The organism is Deltaproteobacteria bacterium (assembly GCA_018668695.1).
In the GTDB taxonomy this organism is placed as follows: Bacteria; Myxococcota; XYA12-FULL-58-9; order XYA12-FULL-58-9; family JABJBS01; genus JABJBS01.
In genome coordinates this window covers 1-15,028 of sequence record JABJBS010000366.1, presented here as the reverse complement: position 1 = coordinate 15,028, position 15,028 = coordinate 1, and the positions used below count along the sequence as shown (strand labels likewise).

Here is a 15,028-nt window from a genome sequence, read left to right as displayed (position 1 = left end):
TCTGGCTCGGGCTCGGGCTCGGGTGCTGGCTCGGGTGCTTCTGGGATAGGTACTGGCGAACCTTCGCCAACCCCAATCATCTCTTTGACTTTCGACAACGCAGTTCCAAGGTCGAGTGGGACTTTTAGAAAGTCATCACCTCCGCGCTGCTTTGCGGCACCGGTATTCTTGATACCCTCGGATCCATCCCCGGTGAAAATGATAGGAACCGCGGCACCGCTGGGGTCCATTCGAACGACTTGTACGGAATCGAGGGCCCCCATGGTCTTGAGGCTCAAAAACAAGAGTTCGGCCTTCACAATCTCAAACTGGTCGATACAATCGTCTGCATCGGTGGTGTTGAAGGCGGTATAGCCCGCATTGGCGAGCGCTTCGATTAGCTCCCCAAGCGAATTTTCGTCATCGTTCAATATCAGAACGTGCTTGGCCATTACCTTCTACCTCTATCTTGGAGGCTTAAGCAGAGTATCCTGCTCAAAGCGCTCCTACATCTCAGTCACCGACAGATCACCCTCGTAACTTTATGTGAAAAACTCTATGCTCCCAAATTTATTGACAATTTTGGATCAGTTGATGGTTTTAAAGGCGATAAATGGCCTTTTCCCCTCAAAATGACCCGATATTGACCGACCAGCCGGGATTGCGGCTGCTAGGCCAACGCGTTAGAACTCCAGGGAATTTGCGTAAGGAAATCCAATGAAAATCCTCCTGGCCGATAAATTATCAGAACATGTGACCCAAGCCCTTGGTGATTTAGGCACAAAAGTGGTGGTAGACCCAGCGCTCAAAGACGAGAGCCTCACCGCAGCGCTTAAGGAACACAACCCCAATGTTTTGGTTGTTCGCTCGACCAAAGTTCAGTCTGAGCAGCTTCAAGCCGCCGATAATCTGGCTGTCATCATTCGAGCGGGAGCTGGTACCAACACCATTAATGTCGCTCTTGCCAGTGACCGCGGGATTTATGTTGCGAATTGTCCGGGTAAAAACGCGGTCGCCGTAGCTGAGTTAACCATGGGTCACCTCATTAATTGTGACCGGCGATTGGCTGATAATGTCCAACATTTACGAGAACAAAAATGGGCCAAGAAAAAGTTTTCAAAAGCCCGAGGTTTAAGTGGCAGAACCCTTGCCGTACTTGGAACCGGCCAAATTGGACAAGAGGTCATTACCCGCGCGTTGGCCTTCGGAATGAAAGTTCAAGCGTGGAGCCGCTCGCTCACACCTGAAAAAGCTGCGGCCCTCGGTGTTGATTACGCAGCCACGCCGGTTGACGCAGCAAAAGATGCCGATGCACTAACGGTTCACCTCGCGCTTACCGACGAAACAAAAGGTATCGTGAATACCGCGGTGTTGGCGGCTGTTAAAACCGGCGCCTATATCATCAATACATCCCGCGGCGAGATGGTTGACGAAGAAGCCTTGGTTGAGGCCATCAAAGCCAAGAAACTTCGAGCAGGTCTTGATGTATTTGCCAACGAACCGGGTGCCGGTGACAGTGAGTTCACTTCACCGCTAACCCAAGAAGCCAGCGTCTATGGCACCCACCATATTGGAGCGAGTACAGACCAAGCTTCTGAAGCCGTAGGCGACGAGGTATTTCGCATCATTCGCATTTTCCGAGAAGAGGGCTGGGTACCCAACTGCGTAAACATCGCAGAATCAACTCCAGCAACTCACGCACTCATCGTCCGTCACGTGGATAAAGTCGGCGTTTTGGCCAACCTTCTGAATCAACTTAAAGAAGAAGGTATCAACGTTCAGCAAATGGAAAACATTATTTTTAAAGGCGCGGCTGCTTGTGCCCGTATCCAATTGGCCGATCCACCCAGTGCTGCCTCATTATCGACTATTGATTCAAACCCCGACGTGTTCAGCACGTCACTTGTGAATTTGGAGAACTCATGACCCGCGCGCATAACTTTTCCGCAGGCCCTGCCGCCCTTCCCCTTCCTGTCCTCGAGTCGCTTCAAGGTGTACTGACCGAGTTTGAAGATACCGAAGCGGGATTGATGGAAATCTCCCACCGCAGTAAGCAATTTGACAACGTGGCGAAATCGGCCGAGAGCCGGCTGCGCGCAATTCTCAATGTGCCAAAAGACTACTCGGTCTTATTTCTACAAGGTGGCGCAAGCTTACAGTTTTATATGAGCGCTCTGAACCTATTGGGTGCAGACGACCGCGGGGACTACATTCTCACGGGTGCATGGAGTCAAAAATCTCTTAAAGAGGCGAAGCGTTGCTCAGCCTCCGAGAGCATCTGGACCACGGAAGACGGCGTATTCAACCATGTCCCAAAACAAGACGATTACTCTCTAAGTGATAATGCAGCGTACCTTCATTACACAACCAACAATACCATCTTCGGAACACAGTTCGCATACACTCCAGATGCCGGCAACACGCCTCTGGTTGCTGATATGTCCAGCGATATCTGCAGTCGGCCAGTCGATGTTTCAAAGCACGCAGTGATTTACGCTGGCGCTCAGAAAAATCTAGGACCAAGTGGAGTCACTGTTGTTATTCTTTCACCTTGGGCCGTTGAGCGCAGCCGCACTGTGGGCCAAAGCCGACCAGGCGGGCTTCCCGCCATGCTGGACTACGGCCTGATGGTAGACAAAGAGTCTCTTTTTAACACACCCAACACCTTTGGCATCTTCGCGCTTGAACGTGTTCTCGCCTGGATTCAAGACAACGGCGGTGTAACAGAGATGGCCGCTCGAAATGACGAGAAAGCTGCTCACCTGTATGGTGCACTCGATGGTACAGATTTTTGGACACCCTACGCAGTCGATGGCAGCCGCTCGTTGATGAATGTCACTTGGCGCGGACCAAACGAGGAACTCGAAAAAATGTTCATCGCACAGGCCGATGCTGCAGGACTCAAAGCACTGAAAGGGCACCGCTCTGTCGGTGGCATCCGCGCCAGTACTTACAATGCATGTACTATGGAAAGTGTGGAAGCACTCGTTAGTTTCATGAAAGATTTCGAAGCGAAGAACGGCTAAATCGGCGACTCTTGTCACAAGGTCCCTAGACAAGTCCGTTAAGTATGGGAGACAATTTTCAAATGACCAGCGTACTCTCAATAGGCTTCGTAAGTGTTCTTTTTATTGGGCTCTTATTTCTCGCGCTCAATAACCCACTTGAAAAGGCTATTCAGCGAACTCTCAAAGCCGAGAACCTTGACCCACTGCTTGAACACCTGGGCCGCGGTAATGAGCCGGCTCTACCCAACATGTACCACCGCGCGATCAACCGGTTGTGGACGAGCCATGAAAGAGAACTTGCAGCGGGGCTGGTGAAAGTACTGGCCGTCACTCACCCAAGCGCTAAGATTTCTCAATACTGGCTAAACCAAGCACTCACCATCGAGCCGGCCATTGCACGGGACAATTTCTCGGACGACTTTTTAGCACAATACTTCAATCCTAAAGTCGCCTCTCAATGCGGGCCTGCCGGCTGAAGCAGCTAACTTCACCGGTTCGGTGAAACAAACTTCGACCTGCTACTTAAAAGCAAAAAAAAAGCGGAAGAACCAAGGCTCTTCCGCTTTCTTCATGAATCATTTACTTGTTAAGGCTAGATACGCACGCGCACTCGGCGTCGTCTTGTCAAAGACATCGCACCAACCACCATCAAGAGCATCCAAAGGTTGCCATCAGATCCGGTAGAGCTGCAGCCGCCTTTTTCTTCGCCGCTGATTCCATCTTCACCGTCGCCGCTGCCTGTACCTTGACCGCCGGTTGGATCTTCAACCGGTTCAGGTTCTGGCTCTACAAAAGCTACGATACAGAAGTCATCAATGGTCCAGCCACCCATTTCAAGTCCGCCATCCGACTGGATCTCGTACTTAATCTGAACGCCGCCCCGGTAAAGCTGCTCACTCACGTCGATGCTGTGGAAACGCCACTCTTTATCTTCGTGGTGAGTATCACCGTTTGCTCCGGTAGCTAGATTTGTCCACACCGGGGTGTCGTTGGCGTAAATCGTTGCTTGGTCAAATTCACCATCTTCAACGTTTAACCAACGACGGTACTGTAAATGAACGTTTTTATAAGCGCCCACGTTGATGGAGGGGCTGATTAAAACGTTACGCTTATCTGGCTGATACATACCGTTGTACTCACCACCGCCCAAATCGTTACCAACAACTTGGTCGCCAGAGAAAGCACTCGTTGGATCGCCGCTGCCTGGTGTACTCTGAGGACTTCCATGCATCCAATCGTTTGCACCTTCACGCTCTTCACCCGCTAAAAGCTCATCTTCCCATGCCACCAAATCAGCTTCGCTTTCGAAGTCGGTACAGTAAATCGGAATAACCTCACCGTGGAACTCTTGGTACCAAGGGTCCGCTGGGTTCTTCGGGTACACAAGCCGAGTTCCGTTTTCCTGCTCAGCTTCAATCTTGAAGTAGACGACTTTTCCAAGCTCAGCGGCTGGGATTTCAGCTTCTAAGCGGTTTCCTTCACCGACCAGGGATGCACCCTCTTCACGTTCTTCACCTTCCCAGCGCCAAACAACGCGGACATTGCTCAGTCCCATTCCAGGACATTGGCTTGGGGAAGTTGTAACGCTTACTTTTAGATTTTCCATAGTCGGACGCCCAAGGACGCCGCTGAGTTCAGGATCTGCTAAGCCGTGAAGTGAAAAAGCATCAACAATTGTACAAAGATTCGCCGTACCGTTTGTTAAGTCGCCATCGTCATCGTCGGCTGCGAGTACTTCAACATATGTTACTGAAATATCCGAAGCGCGCTGGAGAGCTGCGTAGAAAAGTTTATCAGAATACGCTCTGCCCTCTTCCGCGCCCATCAGTTCTACCAGCTTCTTACGTAAATCCCACATTGCGCCGCCAAAGATGAGACCTGTTTGGTGGGTGTCGGAGTCGATGTCATCTGGCCAAACGTAATTACGGTTATCGAGGTGACGTAAAGGCGAATTCGAATTGAAGAAGCCCCGTCCCATTCCTGGATCGTTGTTAACGGTTGCCGACCAGTAATCCGAGGCACCTTCACTCAGTGCACCATCGAAATCACCGGCGCCCCAGATGATTGCATGGGCGTGAAAAGAGTGACCGAATTCATGCATGACAACATCGTTTAAGCGCCCGGTATTCGCACACTGGTTGCTGCCTGCATAAAAGTGGATATCGGTACCATCAGAATAGGCATTGCAATTGCCATCTTCCATATTAACGTAAACATTCAGTGGGTCATCTGTGAGCCAACGCATTTCCGGCGCCAAAACTTGAGCTTGGTTCTTCGCAATAGTCGCCGCCTGAAAGGCCGAGAGTTGCGCATCATCATACTCGTTCTCACTGCGGTCCCAAATAAAGGTTCCATCAGCCACAAGTTCTTGATCCTGCTCGATGTCATCACCGCCGGAGTTGCGCACATTCACATAAGGTCCGGTCACTTTCAGGGTGGCCATCGCCGACTCGTTGTCTCCAATGTCTACGTTGCCTTCTGCATCTGTATAATAGGTACTGTCGTCAATGCGTGTTCTTAAAACTTGAGCCGGACGCTCAATGAGTGCTCCACCCGGCCACCGCTCAGGGGTATTAAGCTGGATATTGCTGGTGGCAAACTTGAGCATTTGCTCTCTTGCCAGCTCTTGTCCAGTCTTGGCGTCAAGGAAGACTTCCCACTTGCCAACAGGATCTTTTGCATCAACCGTGACGCGCACAACTGTTTCGTACTGAGGTGCTTGACCACTTCGAAGGATAGGTAGAACAAATGGACCTTCGACATCTGCCGCGCGAACAGTTGAACCGGTCTGCTTTACTATCCATGCGTTGGCGATATTCTTCGCTTTTTGGGAAGAGAGTGAAGAAGTAAGTTCTCGTGCTTGCACATTTGGCAAAGCCTCACTGCCGATCACAAACAAGCGGTCATTTTTAAACCGAAAGCTTAGTTGACCCCCCAAGACGCGAAGGTCGTTTTTGTATTGAAAAAATCCAACGGTACGCATGTCTCCACCGAGGTGGTTGGATACCAACCTGAAGTCAGTTGATACTGCGCCAGGGGCCAAGAGCTCGATATGCTCAGTTAAGAAGGCGCGCGATGCTGCCTCGGCTGCTGCTTCAGAGGCCATACTGCCTGGAGCTGCGATCCCTTTACCAAAGAGACGTGTCGGAACAACCGTCGAATTGTCCCAAAGAGCCTTCCAGGCAGATGGGTTTGCTCGAAAGGCTTCAGCGATTGCTGGAGAATTCTTAAAAGTTTCCCAGCCCTTGGATGCCGCTTGAGGCATTTGCCAGGAACTGTCACGCGCCACGCGGGTACGGGTGCCGTCGTTTAAGAGTAAACCCTCTTCGCCATGGAGATGCTCTGGGGTTTGTACGGCCCAAGCGGGTCCAGCAACCAAAGCCATCAAAACGGACAAAAGTAGGGAGAGTTTTAAGGCAAAGGAACCTGTTACAGCAGTACACAGCTTCCGCGAAACATTAAATCGGTGGTTCATATCTTACTCCAGCAGGGTTGGGGCTTTTCCTGCATGGTGGAAGACTAGACCCCCTGATCAAGAAGGTCTATTTGATTATTATTGTCACGATTATAAATGTAAGTTTTATTCTCACCTAGGATCATATATCTCATGTATACCTACATCCGACATCTGCCTACACTTTAGCCGTAATTACGGAATATTCGTTGGCTCATTAGAGATTTTAGGAATCCCCTTCGGAACGACACGCTCAATCCCGTATCCTTTATCTTTGAGATAATTCAGGACAGTTCTATCGCCAACCAGGTGACCGACGCCGATCACGATAAAGTACGGACCTGGGTCCATAAGTAAACGATCGATGCTTTGAGACATGGTTCGATTCCGGGAATACATGACTTTTTCCATGTACTCTTTGACCCCTTGGTTCTCCTCGCTCGGCGAACTTACAATCTCGGCCATCGCCTCGACATTGCCCGTGAAGTAGGCATTTCTAATTTTCTCAATCTCTGAACCAATCTCATCGATGTGCGCGAGGGTGTGTCGCATATTCTCTTCATCTTGCTCTGGGGCCAGAGACGACAAAACATCTATCTGGTACTCAGGACTCTCAAGTTCCCCGATGGGCTTTTTTTCAGCACGAGCACGGGTAATGAATCTTTTATCGATACCATTGTCTGGGGAGTACCCCGCCCGAGTCATTACCAACACACTGGCGGTTAGTGATAAAAACCACGGCTTAAAACGCATGAAGTGTTTAACGGGCAGACCTATTTTAGAAAAAGTCTGACCCAAGAGCGCCAAGGTGTCCGTAGATACGTGATTAATAATACTGTCGCCACGAGGGTAAGCCGCCTTCATCATCGTCAATTGTTGAATCTCCGAGGAATCGTAACGGTCTTCATCCACCTCGACGATCAAAGCGACACTGCTCTCGTATGCTTCCCGTATTGCACTATCCATTTCGGAATCAGAACTGCGCCCCAAGTGCACTGAGCCAAGTATGTATCCGTCCGAGGGCCTTTTGTCGGAAGTAACCTTCCAGAGCATAAGCGGTGCTGGCCCACTCAACTCCGCAACAGCTTTCGGAGCGGTTGTCGAAGTGGCGCAACCTGAAACCAAAGCCACGAGACCGATCAATACTGTAAAAGACTTTAGTTTTCTCATGGTACTCAATGCTCCTAGCAACTCACTATCGCCTCACACTCTAGTAACGAAATGGCCAGGCAATAAAATAACGCTTAAGGCGCAACCAAATTCCCAAGAGCCCAAACGGTTCAAATATCAGAAACAAACAGAGCGTGGGAAAGAAAATAAGAACCGATTGATGTTCTGATGTGAATGAAGGAGGGAATGGCAATAAGCCGCCTAAGAGTTCAGCCACCGGCTGTAGAACAGTAAAAGCTAAAGCTCCCCACACCGCGCCAAACATCGTTCCGATTCCACCCAAAACGACCATGGCGATGAAATCGACGCTCATCTTCAACCCAAAAGGTTCAAGCGTCAAAACAGGGTGAGCGAAAGCATACATCGCCCCGGCAACACCTGCGATAAACGACGAGACGCCAAAGGCTGTCATTTTTGCCCGCGCCCCATTTACGCCCAGTGCCGCCGAAGCCAATTCGCCGTCCCGAACCGCCATCATTGCGCGTCCGGAATTACTCCGCTGTAGATTTTTGCCCATCCAAACCACAAGACCCGCAATAATCGTAAACACGAAATAAATCTTTCGATCTGCATCGATTACATAATCCCCAATTCTCCAGGAGCTTCGAAAGTCGCCGAGTCCCGTGACACCCGACTCTGAGAAAAAGCTGTGCATGGGTACACTCAAGTAATCCTTACCGTATGCCATCTCCAACCCATTGCGTAACATGTGCTCCACTAGAAACATTAAGCCGATGGTAACGATGGCAAGGTAAAGCCCTTCCAACCGAAGGGCGAAAGGACCCACGCTTAAGCCAACAAGCGCTGCTAGCAATCCCGAAATAGGAACGCATAACCAAAATGGAAGACCGAGTTCTAATGAGAAGATGGCTGCTCCATATGCGCCAACCGCTAAAAAGGCTGCGTGCCCGAGGCTCACCTGACCGGCGAAACCCGTTAACACCATCATTCCCACTGCTCCAACCACAGCAATCAATGCATTGTTAGCAATGTTGAGCCAGTGGGCATTGGCAACAAGCGGCACAAGTACCACCGCCAAACACACTACAACGATGCCAACCCGGTGCCACATATCGGGGAAAAGCTTTAATTCATCGCTGTATTTGGTGGTTAAAGGTTTTGTCGGCATTACACCCGCTCCACTTTCGTCGTTCCAAAAAGCCCATAGGGTCTAACAACCAAAAATACGATCATCACCAGATAAGGGAAAACCGTATGAAGGTTCTTACCCATCGGTCCCAATGCTGCATTAACATAGGCCGCAGTCATCACCTCCAGCACGCCTAATAAAAGACCTGCCACCACTGCCCCAACTGCCGAATCAAGACCTCCAACAATCACTGCCGGAAATGCTCGAAGCGCAATAAAGCCGAGGTTCATATCTACGCTGTAATCTCGTATTCCTAAAAAGATACCGGCTAAGGCTGCAAACGCCCCCGCAATAAACCAGGTCAACCCCAAGATCTTGCCCACCGGAATACCGAGTCCAAGCGATGTTTCTTGATCGCTTGCCGTGGCACGCATCGCGACGCCCAATCGAGTGTAGCGAATCAGGAGACCGAAACCGATGAAAGCCAAAGCACCTGCCACAATAGCGCCCATTGAATTGAAGTCGAGTATTGCCGTTCCAAACCGAAACGCGCCCATTGAATCCCAGGGCGTCAAGAGAGGCATCGCATCGTTTCCAAAAACCAACATAACGATGGTTCGTAAAACCGCGCCCACAAATAGCGTGACGATGATTGGAACAAAAACAGGTCGTCCCACCAAAGGCCGAAGCCCCACACGCTCAATTCCCGTTGCGATCAGCCCTGTAAACACCATGGAGAGAACAAGGGCCAATCCCCAAGGTAAACCTAATCCACTTACGGTCGGAGCCCCAAGGCCACTGCCCACATCTGCAGCAGGTGGCGCACTGAGATAAACCATCATCACCGCGCCAAAGGTTAAGAGTTCGCCGTGTGCGAAGTTAAACACCTGAGATGCTCGATAAATCACGACAAAGCCTAAAGCGACCAATCCATAGATTGCGCCAAGCGCTAAACCGCTCGTTAGGTATTGAGTAAACTCTTCCACAGCTTAGGGTGTCCTTGTGTACATCGAGTCGATGAGTTGTGCATACTTTTCGGTAATCGCGCTGCGCCGCACCTTTTGAGTGGCGGTTAATTCCCCATCGTCTTGATGGAGTTCTTTATCAAAGAGTCGAAACGAACGAACTTGCTCAACACGCGCTAGATTCTGGTTGCCCTTTTCAATCTCAGCTCGCACCAGATCTTGCACTTCATCATGGCCAACCAAATCGATGAGTGACGTGTGCGCTATATCGCGCCGAGAAGCCCAATCGCTGACCGCATGGTAATCTACTAAGACCAGGGCCGATATGAATTTTCGAGCGTCGCCAATCGCCACAGCTTCCTTGATATAGGCGCTGTTCTTCATGCTGTTTTCAATTTTTTCAGGGGAGAGATTTTTACCACCCGCCGTAATAATAATCTCTTTTTTCCGCCCCGTGATCGAGAGGTAACCGTCACTGTCGACTTCGCCGATATCACCGGTATGCAGCCAGCCATCATCATCGATGGTTTGCCGAGTAGATTCTTCGTTGTGCAAGTAGCCGCAAAACACTGCAGCTCCTTTTAATAAAATTTCGCCATCCTCAGCGATTTTGGATTCCATCCCGGGAATCAATTGACCAACCGTACCAATGCGAATTGCATCCGGTTGACTCACAAAGCTAACACCTGTTGATTCGGTTTGACCGTAACCTTCACCCACGGCAACACCAATGCCGTGAAACCAGTGCAGAAGTTCTGGAGAAATCGGTGCGGCTCCACTCACAGGAATTCGGCAACGCCGAAGCCCGAGACGTTCCTGCAACGGTCTAAAAACAAGAAGGTCACCAATCTTGGCAACAAATCGGTCAAGCAAAGCAGCTTGCCCCTCTCGTTTTCTCTTCGCAATCGCTTCTCCTCGAGGAACAAAGAAATGGTAAAGCGCACGCTTTAACCAAGAGGCATCCTGCATTTTGAGCGTGACCTGAGCGTGCATCTTTTCCCAGATACGCGGAACACCTAGAAAAATAGTCGGCGACACCTCGGCTAAATCCTGCTGAACGGTTTCGATAGATTCACCAAAATGAACAACGGCTCCCGTTGTTAGTGGTAGAAAGAGGCTAAATATTTTTTCAGCAACATGACAAAGTGGCAAATACGAAAGTAGGAAATCGCGATGGTCTGCGCCGAGCATTTTGGAAGCTTCTCGGGCAAGTGCCAAAACATTGTAGTTCGAAATCATCGCACCTTTAGGCTGACCCGTTGTTCCTGATGTGTAAATCACCATGGCGGGAGCTTTTGGGTCCATTTGCTTAACGCGAACGTCGTACCACTGCGCTTCGTTGGCCATCAGCTTCTCGCCAAGGGCCAAAGCGTCGACCCACTTAGACAACCTCGCATCCTCGTAGTGACGCGTACCTCTAGGGTCAAACATCACAATTCGTTCGATATGGGGTATCTTGTCACCAATGAGCATGCACTTATCAACCTGCTCTTGATCTTCACAGAATATCAATTTCGCACCGCTGTGATTGAGGACGTACTCTACATCATCGGGTGGATTCGTTTGATAAATACCTACGCTGCTGGCACCAAGACTTTGGGCAGCTAAATCAACGTAAAGCCATTCGGGACGATTATCGGCCAGAATAGCCACATGGTCACCTGCTCCCACACCCCATTCCGAGAGAACGCGGGCAGTCGCACGAACCGCCGCTGCGTAGGTCGACCATGAAATCTCTTTCCATAACCCCAGCTCCTTTTGCCGAAGTGCCACCCTGTTGGGATGATCTGTCGCAAATTGCTCCAAGCATGCAGGCAAGGTTTGTGGTAGGTTCTCCATCAGTGAGCTCCGCCCACACCCGTATAGGCTGCGATCACATCGGGGTGTTTTTGAACCTCCGCTGGTTTGCCATGAGTAATTTGCTTACCAAAATCGAGTACCGTGATGGAGTCGGCCAACTGCATGACAAAGCGCATATCGTGCTCGATTAACAAAAGCGTTACACCAAGCTCTTCTTTGATATCCAAAATGCAACGGGCCAAATCCTCAGTGGCCTCCTGGTTGAGACCAGCCGCTGGCTCATCAAGCAGGAGTAATTTAGGCTCCATACATAAGGCGCGCCCCAATTCGACTCGCTTGAGAACGCCATAGGGCAAGATGCCTGCGGGCATGGCACGGTAACGGGCCAAATCGAGAAAATCGATAATTTCCTCTACCCTTAATCTGTGTCGTGTTTCCTCGCGGCGTGTATGCCCCGTAAAAAAAATGTCATTCCACCATTTATTTTTCATCAAATGATGACGGCCCAGCTGCAGGTTTTCCAAGACGGTCAAGTGCTCAAACAAAGCTAGGTTTTGGAACGTTCGTGCAACCCCGCGGGCTGCAATCGTGTGCGGCGGTAAACCTCTGAGGTTTTCACCGGCAAAAAGAATTTGTCCTTCTTGTGGCTGATAGAGCCCAGAGATGCAGTTGAACAAGGAAGTTTTCCCTGCCCCGTTTGGACCAATCACGGCCGCAACTTCCCCTTCTTCAAGTTTCAATGAAACACCGTCGAGCGCACGTACACCGGCAAAAGACAAACGAAGACCTTCAATACTTAGAAGGCTCATGAAAGCCACCTTTTCCGTCGTCTGTAGCGCTTAATATTTCGATAGTTCACGGCAGACTCTGTTCCCATGCCCATATAAAATTCACGAATGTCTTCATCAGCAGCAAGCTGGGCTGCGGGACCATCCGTTACAATCTTACCGTTTTCCAAAACGTAGCCGTAATCAGAAAGTTCCAGAGCAAGTGCTGCATTTTGCTCAACCAAAAGAATGCTGACACCTTCGTCTCGAATCGCGCGAATCAAATTCGCTACATCTGCAACAACGCGTGGTGCGAGACCCAAGGATGGCTCGTCTAATAATAGGAGCTTTGGCTTTGACATCAGTGCCCTGGCAATCGCAAGCATCTGTTGTTCGCCGCCAGAGAGGTAACCTGCGGCTTGGTGGCGCCTCTCACCCAGAATAGTGAAGCGCTCATAAAACTTAGCCATGTCTTCGCGAATCGCCTGAGTTGAGCGACCATAAGCACCGGCTAATAAATTTTCCTCAACACTTAAATCGGCAAATATGCGTCGGCCTTCCATGGCCTGACCAACTCCTTGCGCAACGATGGACGCAGGCCCTGTGCTCGCGAGCGAGCTGCCGTTTAGCGTTATATCGCCTTTGGTTATTTGGCCGTCATGAATCGAGAGTAAGCCAGAAATGGCTCGGAGGGCTGTGGTTTTGCCCGCGCCGTTTGGCCCGAGGAGAGCTACGATACTCCCCTCGGGCACATTCAAACTGATGCCTTTAAGTACCAACACGACCGAGTGGTATACGACCTCTAGGTTGGTGATGGATAACATAATTGGCAGTGGCCCTTACTTGGCCGGTGCTGCTTCTGGAGCTTCTTTAGCTGCAGGTGCTTCCGGCTTTGCCATCGATGCTGCTTCTGCATAATCGGCAACAACGTTCCAAGATTTTTTCTCAAAATCAGGCTTTAAGATTCGAACCTGAGTTGCTGTGGCATACGGGAAGCTCTTTAAGCTGATAGGCTTAATCATGCCACCCGCATTCCAGCCATCGATGCCTCGAAGCGCTGTCATGTATGAATCTGGATTCAACGCGCCGCCTTCTGCTTTGAGAGCCAAGTTGGCTGCTTCGAGTGCAAGACGACCCTGAATATAAGACATCATCGTATAAAAGTCAGGGCGAGCCTTCATAGGCTTACCGTACTTTTCATACGCTGCGAGAAAAGTATCCATTCCTGGAACAGCCTCGCCCCAAAAAGGCATTCCCGAGAGCCAGACAAACTTCCCGAAAATTTGAGCAGGAAGTTGTGGATGAGCGAAAAAGGGATCAATCCAGCTTGGAGTTTGTCCAACCCAAGTTGGCATATAGCCCATCTTAGCCGACGTACCCAAGATAGGACCTGTTGAAGATGCCAACACTGTAAGGAGGACGTGAGTTGCGCCCGCTTGCTTCAAAGCACCGATGACTGCCGTAAAGTCTTTTTGCCCAGGAGCAATGGTTTGCTCAGCCGCAATGGTCGTCTTGTAATGCTCTGCTGCCGCTTTCAGGCCGGCATAACCATCTTTACCATAATCGGTTTGGTCATAGATGATACCAACTTTAACCTTGTCTGCGCCGCCCGCACTTTCAACAATCCAGTCCATCGCGCGCATGGCTTCAAGTGTGTAAGAAGCACCTGCAGGTGGTGTGTGTTCAAAATTCGCCATGGCCGAAGACAAGGATGCAGGAAATGCAACCATGTTGTCTTGCTGCAGGTATGGACGAAGCGGCAAGGTATTCGGAGTACCGAAACTTGTACCAATGAACAAAACTTGGTCCTTAATTTCTTTATATGCAGCTTCTGCTTTACCTGGGTTGTAGCCGTGGTCTTTCTCGACCAACTCAACCTTCCAACCCTCCGGCAGGATATCGGTTCCACCGGCATTTACCTGCGCGGCTAAAATACGCTTGCCCGCTGCAAACGGCTTACCGATAACTGCAGCTGGACCGCTTTCATCATTAAGCGCTCCCACACGGATGACTTTGTTCGCAGCGTCTACGCCACGAACTGCGGCTTCCGCTTTCGCCGGAGCATCGGCTTTGACTGCCTCAGGCGCTGGCGCCTCCGTTTGACATCCAATCATAAGTCCCAAAGCACAACCGAGTGCTATCCAACTCGCACGACATTTCTTCATCGAATTCCCCTCAATGCGCTCGAAAACAAGCTGAGTGAGCATTTCCCACTGCTCGCCTTAGAGCTGAATCATAAAAACGGCCCATTTAAACCCCGGACCGCGAGTTAGGAGATAGGACGTTCCCGAGTCCTCGTCAAGGTGCGTCATTCGCTGAAGAAACACTTTATCGTGCAATAACAGTCACTTATACCCTGCCGGGTGGCGATCTAAGTTGAGCAAGTTCAATATCATCAAATTAAATGGTCAAGCGATTAGGTTTTGGTTCACCCTCCAGTTTGCAGTAAATTAAAGAGAGATGACATTCGATTCGAATCATAGCGTGGAGTACGAAGAGGACTTTGCGGTTGACCCTGTACTTATCGCCATGGGTTACGATGTGGTGAGCGCATTCACCGCGGCTCTCAAAACGAGAAAGTTATTCGGGACCGAGCATCAAAATACTCAAAAAGCCATTGATAACTTTGTGCAGCGCATGACTGCGTTGGCCAATAAAGCGGGGCAAACCAAACTCAATATACAGCCGGGCGGCTTACTGATGTTTAACGAACCTATTCTTACGGTTCAAAAGCCGCAAGACAGTCCACTTTTCCCGCTCCTGCTCGATGGTATCGGCGGCTTATCTTTTAGCGC

The 15,028-nt window shown here is 50.2% G+C and carries 13 protein-coding genes; 4 read left to right on the top strand and 9 right to left on the bottom strand.

All coding sequences use genetic code 11. The features are described from left to right. Positions 1-431: hypothetical protein (locus HOK28_21330; protein ID MBT6435651.1), on the bottom strand; the 431-nt coding region annotated here is incomplete at its 3' end. Between the two features lie 265 nt (positions 432-696). On the opposite strand from HOK28_21330, the gene HOK28_21325 reads away from it, so the two are divergent. The 3 genes from HOK28_21325 to HOK28_21315 all read left to right on the top strand — a co-directional run bounded on the left by HOK28_21325 (position 697) and on the right by HOK28_21315 (position 3,463). Beyond that, complete coding sequence (locus tag HOK28_21325; protein ID MBT6435650.1) at positions 697-1,905, top strand: hydroxyacid dehydrogenase; 1,209 nt, start codon at positions 697-699, stop codon at positions 1,903-1,905. Beyond that, positions 1,902-3,005, top strand: a complete 1,104-nt coding sequence (serC, locus tag HOK28_21320; protein ID MBT6435649.1) for a 3-phosphoserine/phosphohydroxythreonine transaminase — start codon at positions 1,902-1,904, stop codon at positions 3,003-3,005. The genes HOK28_21325 and serC overlap by 4 nt, the downstream gene beginning before the upstream one ends. Before the next feature lie 62 nt (positions 3,006-3,067). Beyond that, a complete protein-coding gene (locus tag HOK28_21315) occupies positions 3,068-3,463 on the top strand; it encodes a hypothetical protein (protein ID MBT6435648.1) in 396 nt (131 codons plus the stop codon). Between the two features lie 116 nt (positions 3,464-3,579). Here HOK28_21315 and HOK28_21310 read toward each other — a convergent pair whose 3' ends face one another. The 8 genes from HOK28_21310 to HOK28_21275 all read right to left on the bottom strand — a co-directional run bounded on the left by HOK28_21310 (position 3,580) and on the right by HOK28_21275 (position 14,398). Beyond that, positions 3,580-6,462 (bottom strand): hypothetical protein, encoded by a 2,883-nt coding sequence (locus HOK28_21310; protein MBT6435647.1) that lies wholly within the window; start codon positions 6,460-6,462, stop codon positions 3,580-3,582. Between the two features lie 174 nt (positions 6,463-6,636). Then, positions 6,637-7,611, bottom strand: coding sequence for a hypothetical protein (locus HOK28_21305; protein ID MBT6435646.1), 975 nt, complete (start codon positions 7,609-7,611; stop codon positions 6,637-6,639). A 40-nt stretch (positions 7,612-7,651) separates the two neighbouring features. Beyond that, the gene (locus HOK28_21300; GenBank protein MBT6435645.1) at positions 7,652-8,740 is read right to left on the bottom strand and encodes a branched-chain amino acid ABC transporter permease; all 1,089 of its coding nucleotides are present in this window, start codon (positions 8,738-8,740) and stop codon (positions 7,652-7,654) included. Next, positions 8,740-9,687: a branched-chain amino acid ABC transporter permease gene (locus HOK28_21295; protein ID MBT6435644.1), complete on the bottom strand. Its 948-nt coding sequence runs from the start codon at positions 9,685-9,687 to the stop codon at positions 8,740-8,742. The genes HOK28_21300 and HOK28_21295 overlap by 1 nt, the downstream gene beginning before the upstream one ends. Before the next feature lie 3 nt (positions 9,688-9,690). Then, complete coding sequence (locus HOK28_21290) at positions 9,691-11,505, bottom strand: AMP-binding protein (GenBank protein MBT6435643.1); 1,815 nt, start codon at positions 11,503-11,505, stop codon at positions 9,691-9,693. Beyond that, on the bottom strand, positions 11,505-12,275 hold the full coding sequence (locus HOK28_21285) for an ABC transporter ATP-binding protein (protein ID MBT6435642.1): 771 nt from the start codon (positions 12,273-12,275) through the stop codon (positions 11,505-11,507). The genes HOK28_21290 and HOK28_21285 overlap by 1 nt, the downstream gene beginning before the upstream one ends. Next, positions 12,272-13,057, bottom strand: coding sequence for an ABC transporter ATP-binding protein (locus tag HOK28_21280; GenBank protein ID MBT6435641.1), 786 nt, complete (start codon positions 13,055-13,057; stop codon positions 12,272-12,274). Before HOK28_21280 ends, HOK28_21285 begins: the two co-directional genes overlap by 4 nt. Before the next feature lie 15 nt (positions 13,058-13,072). Then, positions 13,073-14,398, bottom strand: coding sequence for an ABC transporter substrate-binding protein (locus HOK28_21275; protein MBT6435640.1), 1,326 nt, complete (start codon positions 14,396-14,398; stop codon positions 13,073-13,075). Positions 14,399-14,693: 295 nt separating this feature from the next. Between HOK28_21275 and HOK28_21270 the strand changes: the two genes are divergently transcribed. Next, positions 14,694-15,028: hypothetical protein (locus HOK28_21270; GenBank protein ID MBT6435639.1), on the top strand; the 335-nt coding region annotated here is incomplete at its 3' end.

Excerpts from the sequence above, each read along its gene's own strand:
- HOK28_21300 (MBT6435645.1), bottom strand. The coding sequence starts at position 8,740 with ATGCCGACAAAACCTTTAACCACCAAATACAGCGATGAATTAAAGCTT.
- HOK28_21305 (MBT6435646.1), bottom strand. The coding sequence starts at position 7,611 with ATGAGAAAACTAAAGTCTTTTACAGTATTGATCGGTCTCGTGGCTTTG.
- HOK28_21285 (MBT6435642.1), bottom strand. The coding sequence starts at position 12,275 with ATGAGCCTTCTAAGTATTGAAGGTCTTCGTTTGTCTTTTGCCGGTGTA.
- HOK28_21310 (MBT6435647.1), bottom strand. The coding sequence starts at position 6,462 with ATGAACCACCGATTTAATGTTTCGCGGAAGCTGTGTACTGCTGTAACA.
- HOK28_21325 (MBT6435650.1), top strand. The coding sequence starts at position 697 with ATGAAAATCCTCCTGGCCGATAAATTATCAGAACATGTGACCCAAGCC.
- HOK28_21280 (MBT6435641.1), bottom strand. The coding sequence starts at position 13,057 with ATGTTATCCATCACCAACCTAGAGGTCGTATACCACTCGGTCGTGTTG.
- HOK28_21275 (MBT6435640.1), bottom strand. The coding sequence starts at position 14,398 with ATGAAGAAATGTCGTGCGAGTTGGATAGCACTCGGTTGTGCTTTGGGA.
- HOK28_21290 (MBT6435643.1), bottom strand. The coding sequence starts at position 11,505 with ATGGAGAACCTACCACAAACCTTGCCTGCATGCTTGGAGCAATTTGCG.
- HOK28_21315 (MBT6435648.1), top strand. The coding sequence starts at position 3,068 with ATGACCAGCGTACTCTCAATAGGCTTCGTAAGTGTTCTTTTTATTGGG.
- serC (MBT6435649.1), top strand. The coding sequence starts at position 1,902 with ATGACCCGCGCGCATAACTTTTCCGCAGGCCCTGCCGCCCTTCCCCTT.